At 52.4% G+C, this 23,824-nt stretch carries 22 protein-coding genes, 3 tRNA genes and 1 pseudogene; 16 read left to right on the top strand and 10 right to left on the bottom strand.

Features of this window, described 5'->3' with window-relative positions; all coding sequences use genetic code 11:
* Both OGV83_RS03640 and dkgB read left to right on the top strand, forming a co-directional pair.
* Positions 1-77, top strand: a tRNA-Asp gene (locus tag OGV83_RS03640).
* A gap of 162 nt (positions 78-239) precedes the next feature.
* The gene (gene dkgB / locus OGV83_RS03635; protein WP_286463157.1) at positions 240-1,043 is read left to right on the top strand and encodes a 2,5-didehydrogluconate reductase DkgB; all 804 of its coding nucleotides are present in this window, start codon (positions 240-242) and stop codon (positions 1,041-1,043) included.
* Between the two features lie 24 nt (positions 1,044-1,067).
* Here the strand turns inward: dkgB and yafC are convergent, their stop codons facing one another.
* On the bottom strand, positions 1,068-1,982 hold the full coding sequence (gene yafC, locus OGV83_RS03630) for a DNA-binding transcriptional regulator YafC (protein ID WP_012133790.1): 915 nt from the start codon (positions 1,980-1,982) through the stop codon (positions 1,068-1,070).
* A 299-nt stretch (positions 1,983-2,281) separates the two neighbouring features.
* On the opposite strand from yafC, the gene OGV83_RS03625 reads away from it, so the two are divergent.
* Together OGV83_RS03625 and OGV83_RS03620 are read left to right on the top strand one after the other, a co-directional pair.
* On the top strand, positions 2,282-3,082 hold the full coding sequence (locus OGV83_RS03625; RefSeq protein ID WP_024130650.1) for an endonuclease/exonuclease/phosphatase family protein: 801 nt from the start codon (positions 2,282-2,284) through the stop codon (positions 3,080-3,082).
* 76 nt (positions 3,083-3,158) lie between these two features.
* Positions 3,159-3,929, top strand: a complete 771-nt coding sequence (locus OGV83_RS03620) for a class I SAM-dependent methyltransferase (protein WP_286463156.1) — start codon at positions 3,159-3,161, stop codon at positions 3,927-3,929.
* A 48-nt stretch (positions 3,930-3,977) separates the two neighbouring features.
* On the opposite strand, the gene mltD is transcribed toward OGV83_RS03620, so the two are convergent.
* Both mltD and gloB read right to left on the bottom strand, forming a co-directional pair.
* Positions 3,978-5,345, bottom strand: a complete 1,368-nt coding sequence (gene mltD, locus OGV83_RS03615) for a murein transglycosylase D (protein ID WP_047458772.1) — start codon at positions 5,343-5,345, stop codon at positions 3,978-3,980.
* 71 nt (positions 5,346-5,416) lie between these two features.
* Positions 5,417-6,172, bottom strand: coding sequence for a hydroxyacylglutathione hydrolase (gene gloB / locus OGV83_RS03610; RefSeq protein ID WP_286463155.1), 756 nt, complete (start codon positions 6,170-6,172; stop codon positions 5,417-5,419).
* Between the two features lie 33 nt (positions 6,173-6,205).
* Here gloB and OGV83_RS03605 point away from each other — a divergent pair, with 33 nt between their 5' ends.
* Positions 6,206-6,928, top strand: coding sequence for a class I SAM-dependent methyltransferase (locus OGV83_RS03605; protein WP_012133785.1), 723 nt, complete (start codon positions 6,206-6,208; stop codon positions 6,926-6,928).
* On the opposite strand, the gene rnhA is transcribed toward OGV83_RS03605, so the two are convergent.
* On the bottom strand, positions 6,925-7,392 hold the full coding sequence (gene rnhA / locus OGV83_RS03600) for a ribonuclease HI (protein WP_012133784.1): 468 nt from the start codon (positions 7,390-7,392) through the stop codon (positions 6,925-6,927). The two genes, OGV83_RS03605 and rnhA, sit on opposite strands and share 4 nt — an antisense overlap.
* A 64-nt stretch (positions 7,393-7,456) precedes the next feature.
* Between rnhA and dnaQ the strand changes: the two genes are divergently transcribed.
* Both dnaQ and OGV83_RS03590 read left to right on the top strand, forming a co-directional pair.
* A complete protein-coding gene (gene dnaQ, locus OGV83_RS03595; RefSeq protein WP_024130648.1) occupies positions 7,457-8,188 on the top strand; it encodes a DNA polymerase III subunit epsilon in 732 nt (243 codons plus the stop codon).
* Between the two features lie 133 nt (positions 8,189-8,321).
* A tRNA-Asp gene (locus OGV83_RS03590) sits at positions 8,322-8,398 on the top strand.
* A 115-nt stretch (positions 8,399-8,513) separates the two neighbouring features.
* Here the strand turns inward: OGV83_RS03590 and OGV83_RS03585 are convergent.
* Entirely contained in the window at positions 8,514-9,284 is a 771-nt protein-coding gene (locus tag OGV83_RS03585) for an amidohydrolase (protein WP_024130647.1), read from the bottom strand.
* Between the two features lie 107 nt (positions 9,285-9,391).
* Positions 9,392-11,839, bottom strand: a complete 2,448-nt coding sequence (gene fadE, locus OGV83_RS03580) for an acyl-CoA dehydrogenase FadE (RefSeq protein WP_286463154.1) — start codon at positions 11,837-11,839, stop codon at positions 9,392-9,394.
* 238 nt (positions 11,840-12,077) lie between these two features.
* Here fadE and lpcA point away from each other — a divergent pair, with 238 nt between their 5' ends.
* Positions 12,078-12,656 carry a D-sedoheptulose 7-phosphate isomerase gene (gene lpcA, locus OGV83_RS03575; RefSeq protein WP_024130646.1) on the top strand — a complete coding sequence of 193 codons (579 nt, stop codon included), beginning with the start codon at positions 12,078-12,080 and terminating at the stop codon, positions 12,654-12,656.
* Between the two features lie 130 nt (positions 12,657-12,786).
* On the top strand, positions 12,787-13,554 hold the full coding sequence (locus tag OGV83_RS03570) for a class II glutamine amidotransferase (RefSeq protein WP_012133779.1): 768 nt from the start codon (positions 12,787-12,789) through the stop codon (positions 13,552-13,554).
* On the opposite strand, the gene dpaA is transcribed toward OGV83_RS03570, so the two are convergent.
* Positions 13,525-14,265 (bottom strand): peptidoglycan meso-diaminopimelic acid protein amidase, encoded by a 741-nt coding sequence (gene dpaA / locus OGV83_RS03565; RefSeq protein WP_012133778.1) that lies wholly within the window; start codon positions 14,263-14,265, stop codon positions 13,525-13,527. The two genes, OGV83_RS03570 and dpaA, sit on opposite strands and share 30 nt — an antisense overlap.
* 271 nt (positions 14,266-14,536) lie before the next feature.
* On the opposite strand from dpaA, the gene dinB reads away from it, so the two are divergent.
* The gene (dinB, locus tag OGV83_RS03560) at positions 14,537-15,592 is read left to right on the top strand and encodes a DNA polymerase IV (RefSeq protein WP_286463152.1); all 1,056 of its coding nucleotides are present in this window, start codon (positions 14,537-14,539) and stop codon (positions 15,590-15,592) included.
* On the opposite strand, the pseudogene OGV83_RS21595 reads toward dinB, so the two are convergent.
* Positions 15,548-15,697, bottom strand: a pseudogene (locus OGV83_RS21595) (hypothetical protein); the annotation flags it as partial. The gene dinB and the pseudogene OGV83_RS21595 sit on opposite strands and share 45 nt — an antisense overlap.
* 13 nt (positions 15,698-15,710) lie before the next feature.
* Positions 15,711-17,168 carry a cytosol nonspecific dipeptidase gene (gene pepD / locus OGV83_RS03555; RefSeq protein WP_286463151.1) on the bottom strand — a complete coding sequence of 486 codons (1,458 nt, stop codon included), beginning with the start codon at positions 17,166-17,168 and terminating at the stop codon, positions 15,711-15,713.
* A 257-nt stretch (positions 17,169-17,425) separates the two neighbouring features.
* Here pepD and gpt point away from each other — a divergent pair, with 257 nt between their 5' ends.
* The 3 genes from gpt to crl all read left to right on the top strand — a co-directional run bounded on the left by gpt (position 17,426) and on the right by crl (position 19,684).
* Positions 17,426-17,884, top strand: a complete 459-nt coding sequence (gpt, locus tag OGV83_RS03550; protein WP_006685917.1) for a xanthine phosphoribosyltransferase — start codon at positions 17,426-17,428, stop codon at positions 17,882-17,884.
* Between the two features lie 99 nt (positions 17,885-17,983).
* Positions 17,984-19,228 carry an esterase FrsA gene (gene frsA / locus OGV83_RS03545; RefSeq protein ID WP_058668603.1) on the top strand — a complete coding sequence of 415 codons (1,245 nt, stop codon included), beginning with the start codon at positions 17,984-17,986 and terminating at the stop codon, positions 19,226-19,228.
* A 57-nt stretch (positions 19,229-19,285) separates the two neighbouring features.
* A complete protein-coding gene (crl, locus tag OGV83_RS03540; protein WP_047458752.1) occupies positions 19,286-19,684 on the top strand; it encodes a sigma factor-binding protein Crl in 399 nt (132 codons plus the stop codon).
* Positions 19,685-19,788: 104 nt separating this feature from the next.
* Here the strand turns inward: crl and phoE are convergent, their stop codons facing one another.
* The gene (gene phoE, locus OGV83_RS03535; protein WP_024130644.1) at positions 19,789-20,841 is read right to left on the bottom strand and encodes a phosphoporin PhoE; all 1,053 of its coding nucleotides are present in this window, start codon (positions 20,839-20,841) and stop codon (positions 19,789-19,791) included.
* Positions 20,842-21,130: 289 nt separating this feature from the next.
* On the opposite strand from phoE, the gene proB reads away from it, so the two are divergent.
* From proB to OGV83_RS03520, 3 genes are all read left to right on the top strand, one after another.
* Positions 21,131-22,234 carry a glutamate 5-kinase gene (gene proB / locus OGV83_RS03530; RefSeq protein ID WP_012133771.1) on the top strand — a complete coding sequence of 368 codons (1,104 nt, stop codon included), beginning with the start codon at positions 21,131-21,133 and terminating at the stop codon, positions 22,232-22,234.
* Positions 22,235-22,245: 11 nt separating this feature from the next.
* Entirely contained in the window at positions 22,246-23,499 is a 1,254-nt protein-coding gene (proA, locus tag OGV83_RS03525) for a glutamate-5-semialdehyde dehydrogenase (protein ID WP_286463150.1), read from the top strand.
* Positions 23,500-23,614: 115 nt separating this feature from the next.
* Positions 23,615-23,690 (top strand) — tRNA-Thr (locus tag OGV83_RS03520).
* The last annotated feature ends 134 nt before the right edge of the window (positions 23,691-23,824 follow it).

The raw sequence follows: 23,824 nt of genomic DNA, 5'->3' as shown, positions 1-23,824 counted from the left end.
GGAGCGGTAGTTCAGTTGGTTAGAATACCTGCCTGTCACGCAGGGGGTCGCGGGTTCGAGTCCCGTCCGTTCCGCCACTAATTAAGAGCCCTGAGCTAACGCTCAGGGCTTTTTTCTTGCCTGCTGTTCCATTATTGCTTATTTCGCAAAAATCCTCTGCGTTCTACGATCTTTTTCCGCATAAAAACAACCGCGATAATCCTCCTCAGTTAACGACACAACAATTAATGAGGAATTCAATGACAATCCCTGCATTTGGTTTAGGTACTTTTCGCCTGAAAGACGATGTTGTTATCGCATCGGTCAAAACAGCGCTGGAACTGGGCTATCGTGCAATTGATACTGCACAAATCTATGATAATGAAGCGGCTGTTGGTCAGGCGATTGCCGAAAGTGGCATCCCGCGCGGCGAGCTGTACATCACCACCAAGATCTGGACTGAAAATCTCAGCAAAGAGAAGCTGATCCTGAGTCTGAAAGAAAGTCTGGAAAAACTGCGCACTGATTATGTGGATCTGGCATTGATCCACTGGCCGTCACCAAACGATGCGGTATCTGTCGAAGAGTTCATGCAGGCGCTGCTGGAAGCAAAAGAGCAGGGACTGACGCGCGAAATCGGTATTTCTAACTTTACTATCCCGTTGATGGAAAAAGCCATTGCCGCTGTCGGCGCAGAAAACATTGCGACTAACCAGATTGAACTGTCTCCGTATCTGCAAAACCGCAAGGTCGTGGATTGGGCAAAACAGCATGGAATTCACATCACCTCTTACATGACGTTGGCTTATGGTAAGGCACTGAAAGATGAAGTGATTGCCCGTATTGCCGCTAAGCACAATGCGACTTCGGCGCAGGTGATCCTTGCATGGGCAATGGGAGAAGGCTACTCCATAATTCCTTCTTCTACTAGACGTGAAAATCTGGCAAGCAACCTGCTGGCGCTCGATCTGCATCTGGATGCCGAAGATAGAAAGGCGATTGCCGCACTGGACTGCAACGATCGCCTTGTCAGCCCGGAAGGTCTGGCGCCAGAGTGGGACTGATCGGCTAACATTCTCTCTGTATCCTTAACCCTCTTTTACAGCTCCTTCGGGGGCTGTTTTTACATGATCGCTGAGAAAATCGATAAATGCCCGAATGCGGGTACTGACCGCACGATCGCTGTAATAAACGGCACTGAAAGGCATCTCTACCGGTAGGCGCTTATCGGCCATCAGCTCCACAAGCTCTCCCCGCGCGATTTCTTTATCAATCATATAGTCAGACAGGCAGGCGATCCCGTTACCACTCAGACAAAGCTGCTTGAGCGTCTCACCGCTATTTGACGACAGACCGCTGCTGATTTCATGGAGTTGTCCGTCGCTGCATGCTACAGGCCATGTATTGAGCGAAGCCGGTTCAGTGAATCCGAGACATAGATGCTGTTTTAACTCTTCAATGGTTTCGGGTTTGCCAAAGCGGGCAATATAATCCGGCGACGCGATAATCTTTCGATAACTGGTAAAGAGCGGGCGGGCGCGCAGGCTTGAATCGGTCAGCGTCCCGGCACGTATGGCGACATCGACCTTTCGTTCAATCAGATTGATGAATGTTTCTGAGGAAACCAGTGATAGCGTCATTTCTGGATAACGCTCGCGAAAAGGCTTAACCAGCGGCATCAGAAAGTGCAGTATCACCGGCGTGGCGGCGTCGATACGCAACAGACCGCGTGGAGTGCTTCGCGTTTCCATCACCTCCGTTTCAGCGGCGGCCATGTCTTGTAGTATTGACTGCACGCGACGAAAATAACGTTCGCCTTCTTCCGTCAGACTCAACTGGCGTGTTGTGCGATTAAGCAGACTCACGCCCAGTTTCATTTCCAGCTTTTTGACCGCCCGGCTGACCGCAGAATTCGCCTGTCCAAGTTGCTCCGCAGCGCGGCTAAAGCTACCGCTTTCGACTACGGCAACAAATATCACGAGTTCTTCTGAAGTGGCTTTCATTTTTGCACCTGAAGCAAAATTACATTGATATTTTGGCTATTTTTTCATTAAAACATCCTGGGCTGTTGGTTTCAATCTGCGCGTGAGGTGTGGTGGCCGGAGCGCCTGTTCTGACGGCGTTAACCTGTGATCGGTTGGATAGGCCAGTTCGCGCTGTTCCTGGTTAAATTTACGGAGGTAAGCGCTTGCTTACAAAACAATATGTAACTGCTCGTTGAAAGTGTGAGCTAAAATCCCTATAACAGAATAACCAGTCCGTGCCCGGGCTGGTTGACGTTACAGAGGTTTTAAAGTCAAACGTGCGAAAAAATACTTATGCCATGCGCTATATTGCCGGACAACCCGCCGAGCGGATTTTACCGCCTGGGTCGTTTGCGAGTATTGGCCAGGCATTACCCGCTGGAGTGCCGTTAAGCAGTGAAGACCGCATTCGGATTCTGGTGTGGAATATCTTTAAACAGCAGCGGGCCGAATGGTTATCGGTGCTGAAAAACTTTGGCAAAGATGCGCACCTGGTTTTATTACAGGAAGCGCAAACCACGCCCGAACTGGTGCAGTTTGCGACCGCTAACTATCTTGCAGCCGATCAGGTTCCCGCTTTTGTGTTACCTCAGCATCCTTCGGGTGTTATGACGCTTTCTGCTGCTCATCCCGTCTACTGCTGCCCGCTGCGCGAACGTGAGCCTATCTTACGTCTGGCGAAGTCAGCGCTGGTGACTGTTTACCCTTTGCCTGATACGCGATTGTTGATGGTGGTAAACATTCACGCCGTTAACTTCAGTCTTGGGGTGGATGTGTATAGTAAGCAGTTACTTCCTATTGGCGATCAAATTGCACATCACAGCGGCCCGGTGATTATGGCCGGTGATTTTAATGCCTGGAGCCGACCACGAATGAACGCGCTGTATCGCTTTGCGCGCGAGATGTCCCTGCGGCAGGTGCGTTTTACTGACGATCAGCGCCGACGGGCGTTTGGCCGTCCTCTTGATTTTGTGTTTTATCGAGGTTTAAACGTTAGCGAGGCTTCCGTACTGGTCACGCGCGCGTCCGATCATAACCCGCTACTCGTTGAATTCAGTCCCGGCAAACCTGAGCAATAAGGTGTGTCAGGTCTGCCGTGGGGCAGACCTGAAGTGGTGCTGCCCTTTATTTTGCAAACAACCAAAGGACAACACGATGACAACACACTCCCACCATGACAACGTCGAAAAGCAGTTTGGCTCTCAGGCAAATGCCTATTTAACCAGTACCGTTCATGCTTCTGGTCGTGACTTACAGCGACTGGCGGAACGGCTGTCCTCTTTTCCGCATGCCAGCGTACTGGATATGGGATGTGGCGCCGGGCACGCCAGTTTTATTGCTGCGCAGAACGTAAAGCAGGTGGTGGCTTACGATTTGTCTTCGCAGATGCTTGAGGTCGTCGTACAGGCGGCGAAAGAGAAAGGTTTAGAAAATATCGCGACCCGACAGGGGTATGCTGAAAATCTGCCGTTTGAGGATCACGCTTTTGATGTGGTGATTAGCCGCTATTCTGCACATCACTGGCATGATGTTGGGCTGGCACTGCGTGAAGTCAACCGGGTTCTGAAAGCGGGTGGCGTGTTGATTATGATGGATGTGATGTCGCCTGGGCATCCGGTGCGCGATATCTGGTTACAGACTGTAGAAGCGTTACGCGACACTTCTCATGTACGTAACTACTCCAGCGGTGAGTGGCTGTCCCTGGTGAATGATGCGAATCTGATTGTCGATACGTTGTTAACGGACCGCTTACCGCTGGAGTTCAGTTCATGGGTAGCGAGAATGCGTACGCCTGCGGCGCTGGTTGAGGCTATTCGTTTGTATCAGAAGAGCGCATCCGCGGAGGTAAAAGCGTATTTCGCTTTGCTGGAGGACGGTTCGTTTACCAGCGATACGATTATGGTTGAGGCGCATAAAGCGGCATAAATAAAAAAGGCACTGGGGGGAAACCAGTGCCTTTTCTGAGTCATGCTATCAGGAGTCAGGTGTGCTGCTGTTCTTCACAAACAACGTTAGCTGATCTCCTGGTTGCAGATTTGCTGTATCGCTGTTCCAGCGCATCACATCTTTGATGTTCACCCCGTGACGTTTGGCGATACTCGAAAGCGAATCACCTTTCCGCACACGATAGGTAATGCTATCGCTGTTGTTGGCCAGACGCTGTGCGCTACTGCCTGCGCCAATCGTCAGACTTTGGCCCACTTTCAGGTTAGATCCGCGCAGACTATTCCACTGCTGCAAATCTTTCGTGCTCACGCCAAGGCGTGCCGCGATGCCGGAAAGCGTATCGCCAGAGCGAACTTTGTAGCTACGGCTGTTCAGCGGCGTATTGTCTGCGACCAGCGTAGACTGTACGGCAGCAATTTCGCCTGAAGCCAGAGACTCACGCAGTTGTTCTGCATGCTTCTTTGGCACCATCACGTACTGTGGGCCGCTAACACCTAGCGTAGAGCCTTTCACGCCAGCATTAAACGCCTTCAGCTTGGTGACGGACATGCCCGCCATATCTGCAACTTGTGCCATCTCAACCGGGCTGCTCAAACGAACGCGCGCCAGCGCACGACTTTCGTCTGTGGTTGGCAGACGCACGCCATAGCGTTTGCTGTTTTTGAGAATATCGCTCAATGCCAGCATTTTTGGCACGTACAGCTTCGTTTCCTGAGGTAACGAAAGCGACCAAAAGTCGGTGGCTTTGCCACGCGCCTTATTCGCTTTGATTGCCTTCATCACGCGACCTTCGCCGCTATTATAAGCTGCAACGGTCAACAGCCAGTCGCCATCAAACATCTTATTCAGACGCTGCATCATGTCTAACGCGGCCGTTGTGGAAGCCACAACGTCACGACGCGCATCATAATTGCGGGTCTGTTTCAAACCATAATTGCGCCCTGTGCTCGGAATGATCTGCCAGATGCCTGCGGCATTGGCGCCAGACGTTGCGTGTGGGTCAAAAGCGCTCTCCACTATGGGTAGTAGTACCAGTTCCATCGGCATGTTACGTTTCTTAACCTGCCCGGCTATCCAGTACATATACGGCTCTGCCCGTAAAGTTACATCGTGGAGATAGCTCTTATTGCGTAAATACTTCTGTTTCTGTTCGCGTATCCGGTTGTTCTCCGGAATTCCCATCTTTAGCTCGTCGCCAATGAAAGCCCACAAGTCTTGATCCGGCGCGAGAGACGTCCCATCGTCCATCCATCGTGCCTGACTCGTAAACTTTCCTGCTTCCCCTTGACCAGCTGCAGAAAGGCTCTGTGCGTGCTGTTGGACGTTGCCAGTGTTCTGAGACGACTGGCACCCCACAAGCAGGACAGAGGCGAGTAATATCGCTTTTGCCTTCATGTGTGTGTCAATAGTTGCTTAAAAGACGACCGATCATAACGGCGAAGTTCGCCAATGACAAGTAGGAATTGTCAGAAGCTGTCTTTCTTTGACCTTAACCAGGCAAAACGCTCTTCAGGTTGTTGCAACTTTGTTTCTTTGTTTATTTCATTAATTAAATCAGGATCTTCCGTTCTCAAAAAAATATTACTTTTCCGCTCATTTTTCAGAATTACGGGGAGTGTAATTTGGTTTTTTGCGCGTAACTCATTAACTTTACGATAATATTCATTTATGAACGAATCGTGCGGTAGGATGCTCAATGCAAACTTCATGTTTGCTAAAGTATACTCATGTGCGCAACAAATCAGCGTATCGTCGGGAAGGGCGCTGATTTTTTTAAGTGATTGATACATCTGTGAGGCTGTACCTTCAAACAGGCGTCCACAGCCTCCAGAGAAAAGGGTGTCGCCGCAGAAAAGGTAAGGATGGCTAAAGTAACAGATATGTCCTAAAGTGTGACCCGGTGTGGCAAATATACTAAATTCATGCCCTAAAACGAGGGCGCTATCGCCATCTTTGACTACGTGCGTGGTTCCCTTATCTTGTGTTTCTGCCGGTCCGTAAACCACTACGTGCGGAAAATGTTGAAGAAGTTCTTTCACGCCGCCAACATGGTCGTGGTGATGGTGAGTGAGGAAAATCGCTTCCGGCTGCCAGTTCTTCTCTTTGATGGCGTTTAGCACGGGAGCCGCTTCGCCAGGATCAACGATCAGACAACGTCCTTCATTATTACTCAGAACCCAGATGTAATTGTCCTGAAATGCGGGAATACTGTTAAGATTCATAAATTACCTCTTAGTGCGTAGCGGAAGGTTGTGATGAAACCGGCAAGGATCCCTCAAACAGTCATAGCTCCCCATCGCTGGGGCGATTTGCCCTGGGGTGAATACTATCGTGAGGCGCTGGAGCATCAGCTTAACCCGTGGTTCGCCAAAATGTATGGTTTTCATTTGCTTAAAATTGGTAATTTAAGCGCAGAAATCAACTCTGAAGCGTGCGCCGTTTCTCATCAAGTCAATATTTCCCTGCAAGGCGCGCCCGTCCAGGTTCAGGCCGATCCTTTACATCTTCCCTTTGCCGATAAGTCTGTTGATGTTTGTCTGTTGGCGCATACGCTACCGTGGTGCGTCGACCCACATCGGTTACTGCGTGAAGCCGATCGGGTGTTAATTGATGATGGTTGGCTGGTTTTGAGTGGTTTTAACCCGATTAGTCTGATGGGCCTGCGTAAGCTGGTGCCCGTCTTGCGTAAATCTTCACCTTATAACAGCCGGATGTTTACGCTGATGCGCCAACTGGACTGGCTCTCGTTATTGAATTTTGAAGTGCTGCACTACAGCCGTTTTCATGTTTTACCCTGGTCAAAGCAAGGGGGAAAGCTGCTGAGCACGCATATTCCGGCGCTGGGCTGCCTGCAACTGATTGTGGCGCGTAAGCGAACCATCCCGCTTACGCTTAACCCGATGAAACAAAATAAAAGCAAAGCGCGGATTCGCCAGGCCGTGGGTGCGACCCGGCAATACCGTAAGCCAGACGCTTAAGCCTCTGCCTGATAGCCAACGTCTTCCTGCGTAGGATTCATCGCTGCCGCACGCGCCAGCTCATCGCAACGTTCGTTTTCAGGATGGCCGGCATGGCCTTTTACCCATTCCCATTTGATTTGATGTTGGCCCAGCGCGGCATCAAGGCGCTTCCAGAGATCGACATTCTTTACCGGCTTTTTCTCTGCTGTTTTCCAGCCGCGCTTTTTCCAGTTGTGGATCCATTGCGTAATTCCCTGACGGACATACTGGCTGTCCGTGCTTAATGTGACTTCACAATGTTCTTTTAACGCTTCCAGCGCGACGATGGCCGCCATAAGCTCCATGCGATTGTTAGTTGTGAGGCTATATCCTTCGCTAAAGGTTTTTTCATGGCCGCGATAGCGTAAAATAGCGCCATAACCACCTGGACCTGGATTTCCCAGGCAAGAGCCATCGGTGAAAATTTCTACCTGTTTAAGCATCTCTGGTAGACTTCCTGTAATTGAAATCGATCGTAAAACGACAAGTCTGACATAAATGACCGCTATGAGCACTGCAATTACACGACAGATCGTCCTCGATACCGAAACCACCGGTATGAACCAGATCGGCGCCCACTACGAAGGCCATAAGATCATTGAGATCGGTGCAGTCGAGGTCGTGAACCGCCGCCTTACCGGCAATAACTTCCACGTCTATCTAAAACCGGACCGACTGGTGGACCCGGAAGCGTTCGGCGTACACGGTATTGCGGATGAATTTCTGCTTGATAAACCCGTTTTTGCCGATGTGGTTGACGACTTCCTGGAGTATATCCGTGGCGCGGAACTGGTGATCCATAACGCATCGTTTGATATCGGCTTTATGGATTATGAGTTCGCCAAACTCAGTCGTGGTATTCCGAAAACAAGCGAGTTCTGCAAAATCACCGATAGCCTGGCGCTGGCGAGGAGGATGTTCCCCGGCAAGCGTAACAGCCTTGATGCGCTTTGTTCACGCTATGAGATAGATAACAGCAAACGTACGCTGCACGGCGCATTGCTCGATGCCCAGATTCTGGCCGATGTCTATCTGGCGATGACCGGTGGGCAAACGTCGATGGCCTTCTCAATGGAAGGGGAAACGCAGCAACAGCAGGGTGAAGCGACAATCCAGCGTATTGTCCGCCAGGCCAGCAAGTTACGCGTTGTTTTAGCGACTGATGAAGAGCTGATGGCGCATGAGTCGCGTCTCGACCTGGTGCAGAAGAAAGGCGGAAGTTGCCTCTGGCGGGCGTAATTCGGGGTTTTACGACGTAAAAATAGCCGTCCGGGTGATTTTTACAGCAAACGATTCAAAACGTGAGAAAAACCGTTGACGAGGTGCGAGGCAATCCGTAATATGCGCTTCGTTCCCAAGAGGAACACAACGCGGAGCGGTAGTTCAGTTGGTTAGAATACCTGCCTGTCACGCAGGGGGTCGCGGGTTCGAGTCCCGTCCGTTCCGCCACTATTCAGAAAGCCTGAATCAGAAATGATTCAGGCTTTCGTCGTTTTAGCCTTCAACAAAAATTATCCTTCTCTGTAGAAATGCCAGAATCGTTGCAGAGAAGGATGAACAATCATCAGCGTAACGTGAATGGGTCGGCGTCCTGCCATGCCGGAAATTTCTCGCGGTATTCCCGTAACGCCGTGAGTGACAGATCTGCATCAATACGTGTCGCCTGATGTGGCTCGGCGGTGGCGATAATCTCTCCTTGCGGGTTAATCACCCGACTGTCCCCACGGTAATGGTGCCCGTTGCCGTCAGTGCCAACACGGTTGCAGCCTGCAACATAGGCCTGATTTTCAATCGCGCGTGCGGTGAGCAGCGCCTGCCAGTGTAGCGAACGTGGAGCAGGCCAGTTCGCTACATACAGCGCCAGGTCATAATCATTAAGATTGCGGGACCATACCGGAAAACGCAGGTCATAACACACTAACGGCAGAATACGCCAGCCGCGCCATTCAACGACAACACGTTTATCGCCCGCCTGGTAATGATGATGTTCATCCGCCATGCGGAACAGATGGCGTTTATCATAGCAATGAACGTTGCCGTCAGGTTCAACCAGTAAAAAACGGTTTACCGGGCCACGTTCGGTTTGCAACGCAGCGCTGCCCGCAATCAGGGCATCAGTCTGTTGTGCTTTGGCCAGCATCCAGTCGATCGCATCTTCTTGCGGGAGTGACTGAAGTGCGGCTTCCATTGCAAAACCGGTGGTAAACATTTCAGGTAAAACAATGACGTCACGTCCGGTGATGGTTTCCAGCAGTCTGTCAAAATGACGTAAATTGGCCGGACCGTCCATCCAGACCAGCGGTTGTTGCAACAGGGTAATTTTCAAACCAGGCACGATCGGGGCTCCTCGTTGAACAGCATTTTTACACTGTAGCATGAGCATCAACGAAAATGTGGCAATAAAAAGCCCCGCAGAAGCGGGGCTTTCAGGGGAGATGAGGATTAAGCGGCTTCTACTTTACGCACTTGCTTCTCTGGCAACTTTACCGGCTGAGTCGCCAGCGCGTCGGCATCAAAATCATCAACGTTAATGCTGCGCAGACGGCTTTCTTCCGCTTTCACCAGAATGGCGGCTTCATCGTTATCAATCAGCCCTTTTGCCAGCGCGTTATGCGCCAGTTCATCCAGACGGGTAAACGGCAGATTTTTACCCAGCTCTTTGCAGATCCGCTGGTGGATAGGATCTGCCGCTATTACGTCCAGCAGCGCTTCTTCCAGCAAACCGACCGGGTTATGCTCGCTCGGCGTCAGGTATTGACCGCGACCGATACGTGAACGGGTTGCGCTCGGTACTTGTAGAATCTGCGCGACCTTATGATCCAGCTTGTCGGAAGGGGCAAGGTAGTGACGACCGGTTGGGAAGATCACCACGTTCAGCAGACCCGCAACAAAACGGTTCGGGAAGTTTTGCAGCAGTTCATCCATCGCTTGCTCCGCCTGATACAACGCATCCTGTACGCCCCAGTGCACCAGCGGCAGATCGGCTTCGTTACGGCCTTCATCGTCATAGCGTTTCAGCACGGCGGAGGCCAGATACAGCTGGCTTAAAATATCGCCCAGGCGTGCGGAGATACGTTCACGACGTTTCAGGCTACCGCCCAACACCGCCATTGAGACATCAGACAGCAGGGCCAGGTTGGCGCTCAGTCGGTTAAGGTGCTGGTAATAACGTTTCGTTGCGTCGCTGGTTGGGGTGTAGCTGGTCAGGCCGCGGGTCAGACCGAGCCAGAAGCTGCGTACTTTGTTGCTACCGACATGGCCGATATGTTTAAACAGCAGATTGTCGAACGCATTCACATCGTTGCTTTGCGCGGCGGCCATCTCTTCCAGAACATACGGATGGCAGCGAATCGCCCCCTGACCGAAGATCATCATGCTGCGGGTCAGGATATTCGCACCTTCAACGGTGATGGCGATAGGCGCCCCCTGGTAAGAACGCGCCAGGAAGTTGCTTTCGCCGAGCATAATGCCTTTACCACCGGTAATGTCCATTGCGTCGATGATGGACTGCTGGCCGCGATGGGTACAGTGGTACTTGACGATAGCTGACAGCACCGCCGGTTTTTCACCCAGCATAATGCCGTAGGTAATCAGCGACGCTGCGGCGTCCATTACGTAGGCGTTACCGGCAATGCGCGCCAGCGCCTCTTCAATACCTTCCATCTTGCCGATAGAGATTTTGAACTGGCGACGAATATGGGCATATGCCCCGGTTGCCAGCGCGACGGATTTAACCCCGCCGGTCGAGTTGGACGGCAGCGTGATACCACGGCCTACCGACAGGCATTCCACCAGCATACGCCAGCCCTGGCCTGCCATCTTCGGCCCGCCAATGATGTAGTCGATCGGCACAAAGATATCTTTGCCGTGCGTAGGCCCGTTCTGGAACGGTACGTTCAGTGGGAAGTGACGGCGACCAATTTCTACGCCAGGCGTTGAGGTCGGGATCAGCGCACAGGTGATACCCAATTCTTCTTCGCCACCCAGCAATTTTTCCGGGTCAGAGAGTTTAAAGGCCAGGCCCAGCACGGTCGCGATAGGGGCCAGCGTAATGTAACGTTTGTTCCAGGTCAGGCGCATACCCAGTACCTGCTGGCCCTGCCATTCGCCCATGCAGACGACGCCGGTATCAGGAATTGCGCCCGCATCGGAGCCCGCTTCCGGGCTGGTCAGCGCGAAGCAAGGGATCTCCTGACCACGCGCCAGACGCGGCAGGTAATGGTTTTTCTGCTCTTCAGTACCGTAGTGTTGCAGCAGTTCACCTGGGCCTAATGAGTTAGGCACGCCCACGGTAATCGCCAGAATCCCGGAAACGCCGGAGAGTTTTTGCAGCACGCGAGACTGCGCATACGCCGAAAACTCCAGGCCGCCGTACTCTTTCTTGATGATCATCGCGAAGAAGCGATGCTCTTTCAGGTAGTCCCACAGCTCCGGCGGCAGATCGGCTAATTCGTGCGTGATCTGGAAATCATTCGCCATACGGCAGGCTTCTTCTACCGGGCCATCCAGGAACGCCTGTTCTTCAGCAGTCAGATGCGGTTGCGGATAGTTGTGCAATTTTTTCCAGTTAGGTTTGCCCTGGAAGAGATCGCCTTCCCACCATGTTGTACCGGCATCAATGGCCTCTTTCTCCGTGCGCGACATCGGCGGCATCACTTTACGGAAGCTACGAAACGCTGGCGCAGAGATCATCGACTTACGCATCGGCGTAACGTTAAACGGTACGAGGATAATGGCCAGAGGAACCAGCACCCAGATAGACCACAGGCCAGCAACGCCCAGCGCGGCTGTCCATGCGAGTAAAATCAGGCTGCTGAGGAATAAGCTCACGCGGTGATAAAACAGCGCGCCGAGCAGAACAACCGTTGCGAGAATACTCAAAATCATCATAACGAAAAGCTCCCTTGCTTGTAGGAGGTCTGACCACTTGTGATGATATGGTTGTAGTGGATGTCATTTCTTTTAGCAATGTGTTTACAAAATAATTACAACGAAGCTCACATTGTTGCCGTTTTCACCGGCACAAAAAATCAAAAGCCAGCGGCATTCCTGTGGCTTGTACTTCTCGCTTTCTGCGCTATCCGGTACACTGCATCTGTCAATTACATTCATGCTGAAGGATATCCTCATGTACCAGGATCTTATTCGTAACGAACTGAACGAAGCGGCGGAAACGCTGGCCAATTTTTTAAAAGATGAAGCCAATATTCACGCTATTCAGCGCGCGGCGGTCCTGCTGGCAGACAGTTTTAAAGCGGGTGGCAAGGTACTTTCCTGCGGTAACGGCGGCTCTCATTGCGACGCGATGCATTTTGCCGAAGAGCTGACCGGTCGCTACCGCGAAAACCGTCCAGGCTACCCGGCGATCGCTATTTCTGACGTCAGTCATATCTCCTGTGTCAGTAATGATTTTGGTTACGACTATGTTTTCTCTCGCTACGTTGAAGCGGTTGGCCGTGAAGGGGATGTGCTGTTAGGGATCTCAACTTCGGGCAACTCTGGTAACGTGATTAAAGCGATTGCCGCAGCACGCGAGAAGGGAATGAAAGTCATCACCCTGACCGGGAAAGACGGCGGTAAAATGGCAGGGACGGCGGATATTGAAATTCGCGTGCCGCATTTCGGTTATGCTGATCGTATTCAGGAAATCCATATCAAAGTGATTCATATCCTGATCCAATTGATCGAAAAAGAGATGGTTAAGTAAGCGGATAATTCTTTACTGTGTTTTTGCCGGATGACGACGTTAAAGCGTCTTATCCGGCCTACATTTGATTTGTCCAGGCCTGATAAGCGCAGCGCCATCAGGCGGTTCAGCGTTTTAAGGTAGGTGATGTATGTGCGAACTGCTCGGGATGAGCGCCAATGTGCCAACCGATATTTGCTTTAGTTTCACCGGGCTGGTTCAGCGTGGTGGAGGAACCGGGCCGCACAAAGACGGCTGGGGCATTACGTTTTATGAAGGTAAAGGGTGTCGCACATTTAAAGATCCGCAACCCAGTTTTAATTCGCCCATCGCCAGACTGGTGCAAGACTATCCCATTAAATCCTGTTCCGTCGTCGCCCATATTCGCCAGGCGAATCGTGGGGAAGTGGCGCTGGAAAATACGCATCCGTTTACCCGTGAGCTTTGGGGGCGTAACTGGACGTATGCGCATAACGGGCAGCTCAACGGCTACAAATCGCTTGAAACCGGTAATTTTCGCCCGGTTGGTGAGACGGACAGCGAAAAAGCGTTCTGCTGGCTGCTGCATAAGCTGACGCAGCGTTATCCGCGTACGCCGGGCAATATGATGGCGGTATTTAAATATATTGCGACGCTGGCAGAAGAACTCCGTAAGAAAGGTGTCTTCAACATGCTGCTGTCAGACGGGCGCTATGTTATGGCCTATTGCTCGACCAATTTATTCTGGATCACCCGCCGCGCGCCGTTTGGCGTTGCCACGCTGTTGGACCAGGATGTGGAAATCGACTTCAGTTCACAAACCACACCGAATGATGTGGTTACCGTGATTGCAACGCAGCCGCTGACGGGAAATGAAACCTGGCAAAAGATTATGCCAGGCGAATGGCGATTATTTTGTCTCGGGGAGCGTATAGTTTGACGCCAGCTGTGGCTGAACCACTTCATGGCTCAACGGTTTGCTGACCACGTAACGGCCATCAACAACGGAAACTGTTGGTGGCTTACGGGTTTGCTCAAAGTAGTCGTAGCCCGGTTTTAGCTGCGTCCAGAAATCTTTGTAATACGAATACTTATGGCGCTGCATATTTGCATCGGTCATGCGGAAGGGATAGATGCTCACCTGTACGCTGGATTGCCCGAATACCAGGGCGCCGGTTACAAACTGGAAAATCTCATCAATGCCGCTGTCGGTCATGGCATAGCAACCGACGGAAACGCAGGCGCCGTGGATCATCAGATACTTACCTTCATAACCGTGTGCGCGGTCATAGGCGTTCGGAAAACCGATATTAATGGCCTTATAGAAACGGCTGTCCGGTTTGAGCTGATTACGCTGGACGCTGTAAAAACCTTCCGGGCTTTTAAAGTCACCCTGGCGCTGTTTGGGGCCTAAGCCACCGGAATAGTTGCAAATTTTGTAGCTGTCGAGCAATTGATATTGCTCACCCATCTTGACGTACAGATCGAGCGTACGCTCTTCTTTAAAGATCTGAATATAGACAGGCGACCCCATCAACTGCTGCTTATATTCTTTACTGACTGGCGTGGTTGGGCTGCTACTGCTTAGCAAACCGGCAAATGAGACGCACGGGATCAGAAGCATCGCAAGAAAAAATGCGATTTTACGCATACTGCTTATTCCTTGATAAAACGGTTACACACGCCAGAACGGCAAACAGAGTCCCCAAATCAGACTAATCCGTATTTGGTGCGCTCACATTATCACCACGGCAGTTTTTCGCAAGCCCCAGGCGATGCGTTTACAATTTAGTTTCTCTTTATACTGAAATTTAGCCGTCAAGGCAGTCAGAACCCGGCGCATTCTGCCGCGGCTTAATTTCCACTCGCTTCTCACAATACAAAATATACTGTATACTTAAACAGTATTGCAGAGGTGAGCCATGCGCAAAATCATACATGTTGATATGGACTGTTTTTACGCGGCGGTTGAAATGCGCGATAACCCGGCCCTGCGTGATATTCCCATTGCTATCGGCGGCAGCCGCGAGCGCAGGGGCGTTATCAGTACGGCAAATTATCCCGCCCGCAAATTTGGCGTGCGCAGCGCGATGCCGACCGGTATGGCGCTTAAGCTTTGCCCGCACCTCACGCTATTGCCGGGGCGGTTTGAGGCGTATAAAGAAGCGTCGCAGCATATCCGTGAAATCTTCTCTCGTTATACCTCGCGTATAGAGCCGCTTTCGCTGGATGAAGCCTATCTGGACGTCACCGACAGCACTTATTGCCACGGCTCCGCCACGCTTATCGCTCAGGAAATCCGTCAGACGATTTTTAACGAACTCCAGCTCACCGCATCAGCAGGTATTGCTCCGGTTAAGTTTCTGGCAAAAATTGCTTCTGATCTTAATAAACCGAATGGGCAATATGTGATTACCCCCGCCGATGCTCCTGAGTTTCTCAAAACCTTACCGCTGGGGAAAATTCCGGGGGTGGGTAAAGTGTCTGCGGCCAGGCTGGAAACGATGGGGCTGCGTACCTGTGAAGACGTGCAAAAGTACGATCTGGCGATGTTACTCAAGCGCTTTGGTAAGTTTGGCCGCGTGTTATGGGAGCGTAGCCAGGGGATTGATGAGCGGGATGTGAACAATGAAAGACTGCGTAAATCGATAGGCGTTGAACGTACGCTGGCGGAGGATATTCACGAATGGGCGGAATGCGAGGCGATCATTGAGCGGTTATATCCAGAGCTGGAAAGGCGGCTGGCAAAAGTGAAGCCTGACCTGCTCATCGCCCGTCAGGGGGTTAAATTAAAATTTAACGATTTCCAGCTGACCACTCAGGAGCACGTCTGGCCGCGTTTAAGCAAGGACGATTTAATCACGACGGCGCGTAAAACCTGGAATGAGCGGCGGGGAGGGCGGGGCGTGCGGCTGGTAGGGTTACACGTTACGCTACTGGATCCGCAACTGGAAAGACAGCTTCTGCTGGGGCTGTGACTTTGATGTATTGCCGGATGGCGGCGTAAACGCCTTATCCGGCCTACAAATCAGCGTGTAGGCCGGGTTAGTTGTAGGCCGGATAAGCGCAGCGCCATCCGGCATTTAGCGCAGAATTTTACTTCGCCGGAATAGACTTCAGCAGTTCAGTCAGAAGCCGCCAGTAGTGACCGACGCTTTCGATATGAACCTGCTCATCTGGAGAGTGCGGGCCGGTAATGGTTGGCCCGATAGAGACCATGTCCATATCCGGGTACGGTTTTTTGAACAGACCGCATTCCAGACCCGCGTGAATAATCTGGATGTTCGGCGTCTTATTGAACAGACGCTGGTAAGTTTCACGCACCAGGTGCATTACCGGCGAGTTCGCATCTGGCTGCCAGCCCGGATAGCCGCCTTTTGCTTCGGTTTTCGCGCCAGCCAGTTTACCCAGCGAATCCAGCATGCTCACCACGTAGTCTTTACCGCTGTCGATCAGCGAGCGGATCAGGCAGTGGATTTCCACGTTGTTGTCGGTCATGGTCACAACGCCCACGTTCAGGGACGTCTCAACCACGCCTTTCGCTACGTCGGAATTGCGAATCACGCCGTTTGGCGTGGCGTTCAGCAGACGGATAAAGCCGTCGCGGGACGAAGCAGTCAGCGCCGCTTTGTCGTTAGCGGCAGCTTCCAGCAGAACCGCCAGATTCTTCTCTTTCTCTGCCAGCTCGTTTTTCAGGATCTCCTGATAAGCGTTCACCCGCGTTTTCAGCGCATCGACGTTATCTGCCGCTACGGCAACGGTGGCGAAGGCTTCACGCGGGATAGCGTTACGCAGCGTACCGCCGTTGAAATCAACCAGACGCAGACCCAGTTCTTCAGCATGATCCGCCAGGAAGCGCACCAGCAGCTTGTTGGCATTGCCGAGACCGACGTGGATTTCGCCGCCGGAGTGGCCGCCTTTCAGGCCTTTCAGCGTCAGTTTAAAGCTCTGGAAGCCCGCTGGAATGGCTTCACGGGACAGCGGCAGGTTAGAGGTAAAATCGATACCGCCTGCACAGCCCATGTAGATCTCACCTTCTTCTTCGGAGTCGGTATTGATCAGAATATCGGCCTGTAGCCAGCCAGACTGAAGGCCGAATGCGCCGTCCATACCGGCTTCTTCCGTCATGGTCAGCAGCACTTCCAGCGGGCCGTGTGCGACGTTGTCGTCAGCCAGAACGGCCAGCGCAGAAGCCATACCTATGCCGTTATCCGCGCCCAGCGTGGTGCCGCGGGCTTTTACCCACTCGCCGTCAATATAAGGCTGGATCGGATCTTTGGTGAAGTCGTGTACGGTGTCGTTGTTTTTCTGCGGAACCATATCCAGGTGCGCCTGCAAAACCACTGGCTTGCGGTTTTCCATACCTGCGGTGGCAGGCTTACGAATCAGGATATTACCGACCCGATCGCGCTCAGCGTGGAAACCTTTCTCTTTGGCCCAGCCCATAATGTGTTCAGCGAGCTGCTCTTCATGGTAGGACGGATGAGGAATAGAACAGATTTTTGCAAAAATATCCCACAGCGGTTGTGGAGATAATTGAGACAGTTCAGACACGATAAGTCTCCTTGACGATGTCCTGCAAAACTTTCTTGCAGGCCACAGGGTTAGCAGATTGATTGTCACCACAAGTCGGGCTTGCGAGATGCGATTGAGAATACCACTTTCCTGGTCTTCGGGTAGTATAAAGCACGTAAAAAGAGGGCTGGATTCCGCGAAACACTGGTTTTTAGCGCGTCAGGTCTCTATAATCTCGCGCAACCTGGTTCACCCTCAATTTTTAAGCCGTAGATAAACAGGCTGGGACACTTCACATGAGCGAAAAATACGTCGTCACCTGGGACATGTTGCAGATTCACGCACGCAAACTGGCAAGCCGCCTGATGCCTTCTGAACAATGGAAAGGCATTATTGCCGTCAGCCGTGGTGGTCTGGTACCGGGCGCATTGCTGGCGCGTGAGTTGGGTATTCGCCATGTCGATACCGTTTGCATCTCCAGCTACGACCACGACAACCAGCGCGAACTGAAAGTGCTGAAACGTGCGGAAGGCGATGGTGAAGGTTTCATCGTGATCGACGATCTGGTCGATACCGGCGGTACTGCTGTTGCTATCCGCGAAATGTACCCTAAAGCTCATTTCGTCACTATCTTCGCTAAACCGGCTGGCCGCCCGCTGGTGGATGATTATGTGATTGATATCCCGCAGGACACCTGGATTGAGCAGCCGTGGGATATGGGCGTGGTATTCGTCCCGCCAATCTCTGGTCGCTAATCACTGAAATTTTCAACGCCTGGCAATGCCGGGCGTTGTTTTTTTTAGCCGCACACACGTTACAATAGGCCTCAGTAAGTACCCTTGGAGGCTGCACGAATGTCACAGGCTAACCTCAGCGAAACCCTGTTTAAACCCCGCTTCAAACATCCTGAAACGTCGACGCTTGTCCGGCGCTTCAATCACGGAACGCAGCCGTCCGTGCAGTCCACTCTGGATGGTAAAAACGTGCCGCACTGGTATCGCATGATCAACCGTCTGATGTGGATCTGGCGCGGTATCGATCCGCGAGAAATCCTTGATGTGCAGGCGCGTATCGTAATGAGCGAAGCCGAGCGAACCGACAAAGAGCTGTACGACACGGTGATTGGCTACCGTGGCGGTAACTGGATCTTTGAATGGTCGAAACAGGCGATGGAATGGCAGCAGAAAGCCTGCCAGGAAACAGACCCACAGCGCAGCGGGCGTCACTGGCTGCACGCTTCCTCGCTCTACAACATTGCGGCTTACCCACATCTTAAAGGGGATGAGCTGGCGGAGCAGGCGCAGGCCCTGGCGAACCGCGCGTATGAAGAGGCCGCGCAACGCTTGCCGGGCTCGCTGCGTGAAATGGCGTTTGCGATCCCCGGCGGCGCGCCTGTCACTGCGTTTTTGCATATGCCGAAAGGGGATGGCCCGTTCCCGACCGTACTGATGTGCGGCGGCCTGGACTCCATGCAAACGGACTATTACACCCTGTTCGAACGTTACTTCGCGCCGCGCGGTATGGCGATGCTGACGCTGGACATGCCGTCGGTTGGATTCTCGTCAAAATGGAAACTCACCCAGGACTCCAGTCTGCTGCATCAGCATGTGTTGAAAGCGCTGCCTGGGGTGCCGTGGGTTGATCATACCCGGGTGGCGGCGTTTGGTTTTCGTTTTGGCGCTAACGTTGCGGTACGTCTGGCCTACCTGGAAGCGCCGCGACTGAAAGCGGTAGCCTGTCTGGGGCCGGTGGTCCATGCGTTGTTAAGCGATTCACAACGTCAGGGGACGGTGCCGGAAATGTATCTTGACGTGCTGGCAAGCCGTCTGGGGATGCATGATGCGTCAGATGAAGCGCTGCGCGTTGAGCTAAATCGTTATTCACTGAAGGTGCAGGGGTTGCTCGGCAGACGCTGCCCAACGCCGATGTTATCTGGCTTCTGGAAAAACGATCCGTTTAGCCCGGAAGAGGAGTCCCGGCTCATCACCTCGTCATCTTCCGACGGTAAGCTGATGGAGATTCCGTTTAATCCGGTGTATCGCAATTTTGACACTGCGCTGAAAGAAATTACCGGTTGGATCAATCACAGATTGTGTTAATGGATTGCTAAATTTTATTGTTTTGGTAAAACAGTTGCTTCACCAAAGGAGATCGCAATGACGTTACCGAGTGGACACCCGAAAAGTAGATTGATCAAGAAATTCACTGCGCTTGGCCCGTATATACGCGAAGGGCAGTGCGAAGATAATCGTTTTTTTTTCGATTGCCTGGCTGTTTGCGTCAACGTGAAGCCAGCGCCTGAGAAACGTGAATTCTGGGGCTGGTGGATGGAACTGGAAGCGCAGGAAAAACGCTTTACCTACAGCTACCAGTTTGGCCTGTTTGACAAAGAAGGTAACTGGACCGCCGTGCCGATTAAAGAGACCGAAGTGGTTGAACGCCTGGAGTACACCCTGCGCGAGTTTCATGAAAAATTGCGTGCACTGCTGACTTCGCTGAATCTGGCGCTGGAACCCGCCGATAACTTCAAAGAACCGGTGAAGTTAACGGCGTAACATAGAATAATGCCGGATGACGCTACGCTTATCCGGCCTGCAACAGTGCAAAAGAGTAGGCCGGATAAGACGCCTGAGCGTCGTCATCCGGCAAATTAAGACAATCAGAACTGGTACGTCATACCAATCGCGACGATATCATCGCTGCTTACGCCCAGCTTGTTATCATCGTCAATCTGGTTGATTTTATAATCAACGAACGCAGACATATTTTTATTGAAATAATATGTTGCGCCCACATCGATATATTTCACGATATCTTCATCACCGATACCTTCAATATCTTTGCCTTTAGACTGAACATAGCCCAGGGAAGGACGCAGACCGAAATCAAACTGATACTGGGCAACCGCTTCGAAGTTTTGCGCTTTATTGGCGAAACCACCGGAAATAGGCGCCATGTTGCGGGTTTCAGAATAGATAGTCGCCAGGTAAATGTTATTGGCGTCATATTTCAGGCCCGTCGCCCAACCTTCCGCGTTTTTACCTTGTCCGCGAGATTGCAGGTTCTGCTCATTGGTGCGGTCTGAATTGGCGTATGCGCCGATGATGGCGAAGTCGCTGCCGCCGAAGTCATAGCTCAGAGATGTGCCGAAACCGTCGCCATTCTGCTTTTTGACGTCGCGGTTTTCGTTTTTACCCTGATATTGCAGGGTTAAGTTCAGACCATCGATAACGCCGAAGAAATCGGTGTTACGGTAAGTTGCCAGGCCACTGGCGCGTTTGGTCATAAAGTTGTCGGTCTGTGCAAGGCCGTCGCCGCCGAATTCAGGGAACATATCCGTCCACGCGGCAACGTCGTACAAGGCGCCCAGGTTACGACCATAATCTAACGAACCGAAATCGTTCAGCTTCAGACCCGCAAAAGCCAGACGGGTTTTCTGACCGCCTTCGCTTTCTGTTTTGTTACCGGCGAACTCAGCTTCCCAGCGACCGTAACCAGTCAGCTGATCGTTAATCTGCGTTTCGCCTTTAAAGCCAAAGCGGATATAAGTCTGGTCGCCATCTTTGCTGTCATCATCACTGATGTAGTGCATCGCTTTTACTTTGCCATACACGTCCAGTTTATTACTGTTTTTGTTATACACTTCTGCTGCCTGCACGGATGCCGATGCAACAATACCCATCACCACTAATGCCAGAGTGCTCTTTTTCATTTTCATTCCTGATTTAAAATTACGCGCTAATATTCGCTGGGAGTGATCCCCGTGAAAAACAGGATGGTTTTTAACGCTCTGCAATGAAGGTTTTATGACAAATTAAGAATATTTTTAAAAAAGGATGATTTATTATTGCGGTAATAAAATTGTCAGAAACTGCCGCTACGCTTGCTGATCCTGCGCAACAAAATTTCATGCTTTGTGCTCTGGTTGTTGGCAACCGGGGCCAGTCCTGCTAAAACGTTCGTTTGATATCATTTTCCCCTATTTTGAATGGCAGAGAATCATGAGTGACAGCCAGACGCTGGTGGTAAAACTCGGCACCAGTGTGCTAACGGGCGGATCGCGCCGCCTGAACCGTGCCCATATCGTAGAACTTGTTCGTCAATGCGCGCAGCTACATGCCGCAGGCCATCGTATTGTGATCGTCACGTCGGGCGCTATCGCCGCCGGGCGTGAGCATCTTGGCTACCCGGAACTCCCGGCGACCATAGCGTCTAAACAACTGTTGGCGGCGGTGGGGCAGAGTCGTCTGATTCAGCTTTGGGAACAGCTATTCTCTATCTACGGTATTCACATCGGGCAGATGCTGCTGACGCGTGCGGATATGGAAGACAGGGAGCGCTTCCTGAACGCGCGTGACACCCTGCGTGCGCTGCTGGACAACAATATTGTCCCTGTCATCAATGAAAACGATGCCGTGGCGACCGCTGAAATAAAAGTGGGCGATAACGACAACCTTTCCGCGCTGGCCGCCATTCTGGCGGGCGCCGACAAATTGTTGTTACTGACCGATCAGCAAGGGTTGTTTACCGCCGATCCGCGAACCAACCCGCAGGCTGAACTGATTAAAGACGTGTACGGCATTGATGATGCGCTGCGTGCGATTGCGGGCGACAGCGTCTCTGGCCTGGGAACCGGGGGAATGGGCACCAAATTGCAGGCTGCCGACGTTGCCTGTCGTGCCGGAATCGACACCATCATCGCGGCGGGCAGCAAGCCGGGCGTGATTGGCGATGTTATGGCAGGCATTTCTGCGGGAACCCGTTTCCATGCGCAAGCCTCCCCGCTGGAAAACCGCAAACGCTGGATCTTTGGCGCGCCGCCTGCCGGTGAAATCACGGTGGATGAAGGGGCGACATCTGCGATTCTGGAACGCGGTAGCTCATTATTGCCAAAAGGCATTAAAAGCGTGACAGGTAACTTCTCGCGTGGTGAAGTGATCCGCATCCGTAACCAGGAAGGGCGCGATATCGCCCACGGCGTCACCCGTTATAACAGCGACGCGCTGCGCCGTATTGCTGGTCACCACTCTCAGCAGATTGACGCGATTCTTGGCTATGAATATGGCCCGGTCGCTGTCCATCGCGATGACATGATTACCCGTTAAGGAGCCGACGTATGCTGGAACAAATGGGCATTGCTGCCAAAGCGGCGTCCTACAAACTGGCGCTACTCTCCAGCCGCGAGAAGAATCGCGTACTGGAAAAAATAGCGGACGAACTGGAAGCGCAAACTGAAAGCATCCTGAGCGCTAACGCCCAGGACGTTGCCGAGGCGCGCGAAAACGGCCTCAGCGAAGCGATGCTGGATCGTCTGGCATTGACGCCGGCGCGCCTGAAAGCGATTGCCGATGACGTCCGTCAGGTGTGTAACCTGGCCGACCCGGTCGGACAGGTGATTGATGGCGGTCTGCTGGACAGCGGGCTGCGTCTGGAACGTCGTCGTGTTCCGCTGGGCGTCATTGGCGTGATTTACGAAGCGCGTCCCAATGTGACCGTTGACGTCGCCTCGTTGTGCCTGAAAACCGGCAACGCGGCGATTCTGCGCGGCGGTAAAGAGACGTATCGCACCAATGCGGCAACGGTTGCGGTGATTCAGCAAGCGCTGGAAGCCTGCGGCTTACCTGCTGGCGCAGTTCAGGCGATCGACAGCCCGGATCGCGCGCTGGTCAATGAAATGCTGCGTATGGATAAATACATCGACATGCTGATCCCTCGTGGCGGCGCGGGCCTGCACAAGCTGTGCCGTGAGCAGTCGACGATCCCGGTGATCACCGGCGGGATTGGCGTATGCCATATCTTTGTTGACGACAGCGTGGAGATCGAACCGGCGCTGAAGATCATCGTCAATGCGAAAACCCAGCGTCCGAGTACCTGCAATACGGTGGAAACGCTGCTGGTGCATCAGGATATCGCTGCGCGTTTTCTGCCTGCGCTGAGCAAGCAAATGGCGGAAAGCGGCGTCACGCTGCATGCTGACGATGCGGCGCTGGCCCAACTGAAATCAGGCCCGGCGAACGTGGTAGCGGTGAAAGCCGAAGAGTATGACGACGAGTTCCTGTCGTTGGATCTGAATGTGAAAATCGTGGCCGACCTGGATGATGCGATTGCGCATATTCGTGAACACGGTACTCAACATTCCGATGCGATCCTGACGCGCACTCTGCGCAACGCCGATCGTTTTGTGAATGAAGTAGATTCGTCCGCCGTTTACGTCAATGCTTCTACCCGATTTACCGATGGCGGACAATTTGGCCTTGGCGCGGAAGTGGCTGTCAGCACGCAAAAATTACACGCACGCGGCCCAATGGGGCTGGAAGCGCTGACCACCTACAAGTGGATCGGCATCGGTGACGATACCATTCGTGCGTAATTAAAACCGGAGTGATGCAAAATCAGCCACTTGATTCACAAGGCTATTGACGCATCACCCGGTTAGTTTTAACCTTCTACCCCGTGATTCACACTCGTGGTCATGTCCTTTCAGGGCCGATATAGCTCAGTTGGTAGAGCAGCGCATTCGTAATGCGAAGGTCGTAGGTTCGACTCCTATTATCGGCACCATTTCAAACTCCTCCCAGGTCTACCGAACTCAACTAAAAGCCCGTATACTGCGGTTCCTAGCCCGTATCTTATCTCCTGTTATCAACTGTACTCAACCAGAATCAAGTCACAGTTGGGGGCATAAGTGGGGGCAT

This window comes from Citrobacter sp. CK189, from assembly GCF_030333505.1.
GTDB lineage: Bacteria > Pseudomonadota > Gammaproteobacteria > Enterobacterales > Enterobacteriaceae > Citrobacter_B > Citrobacter_B koseri.
Note: the sequence above shows the minus strand (reverse complement) of the source record. Positions and strands in the feature narration are given on the sequence as shown.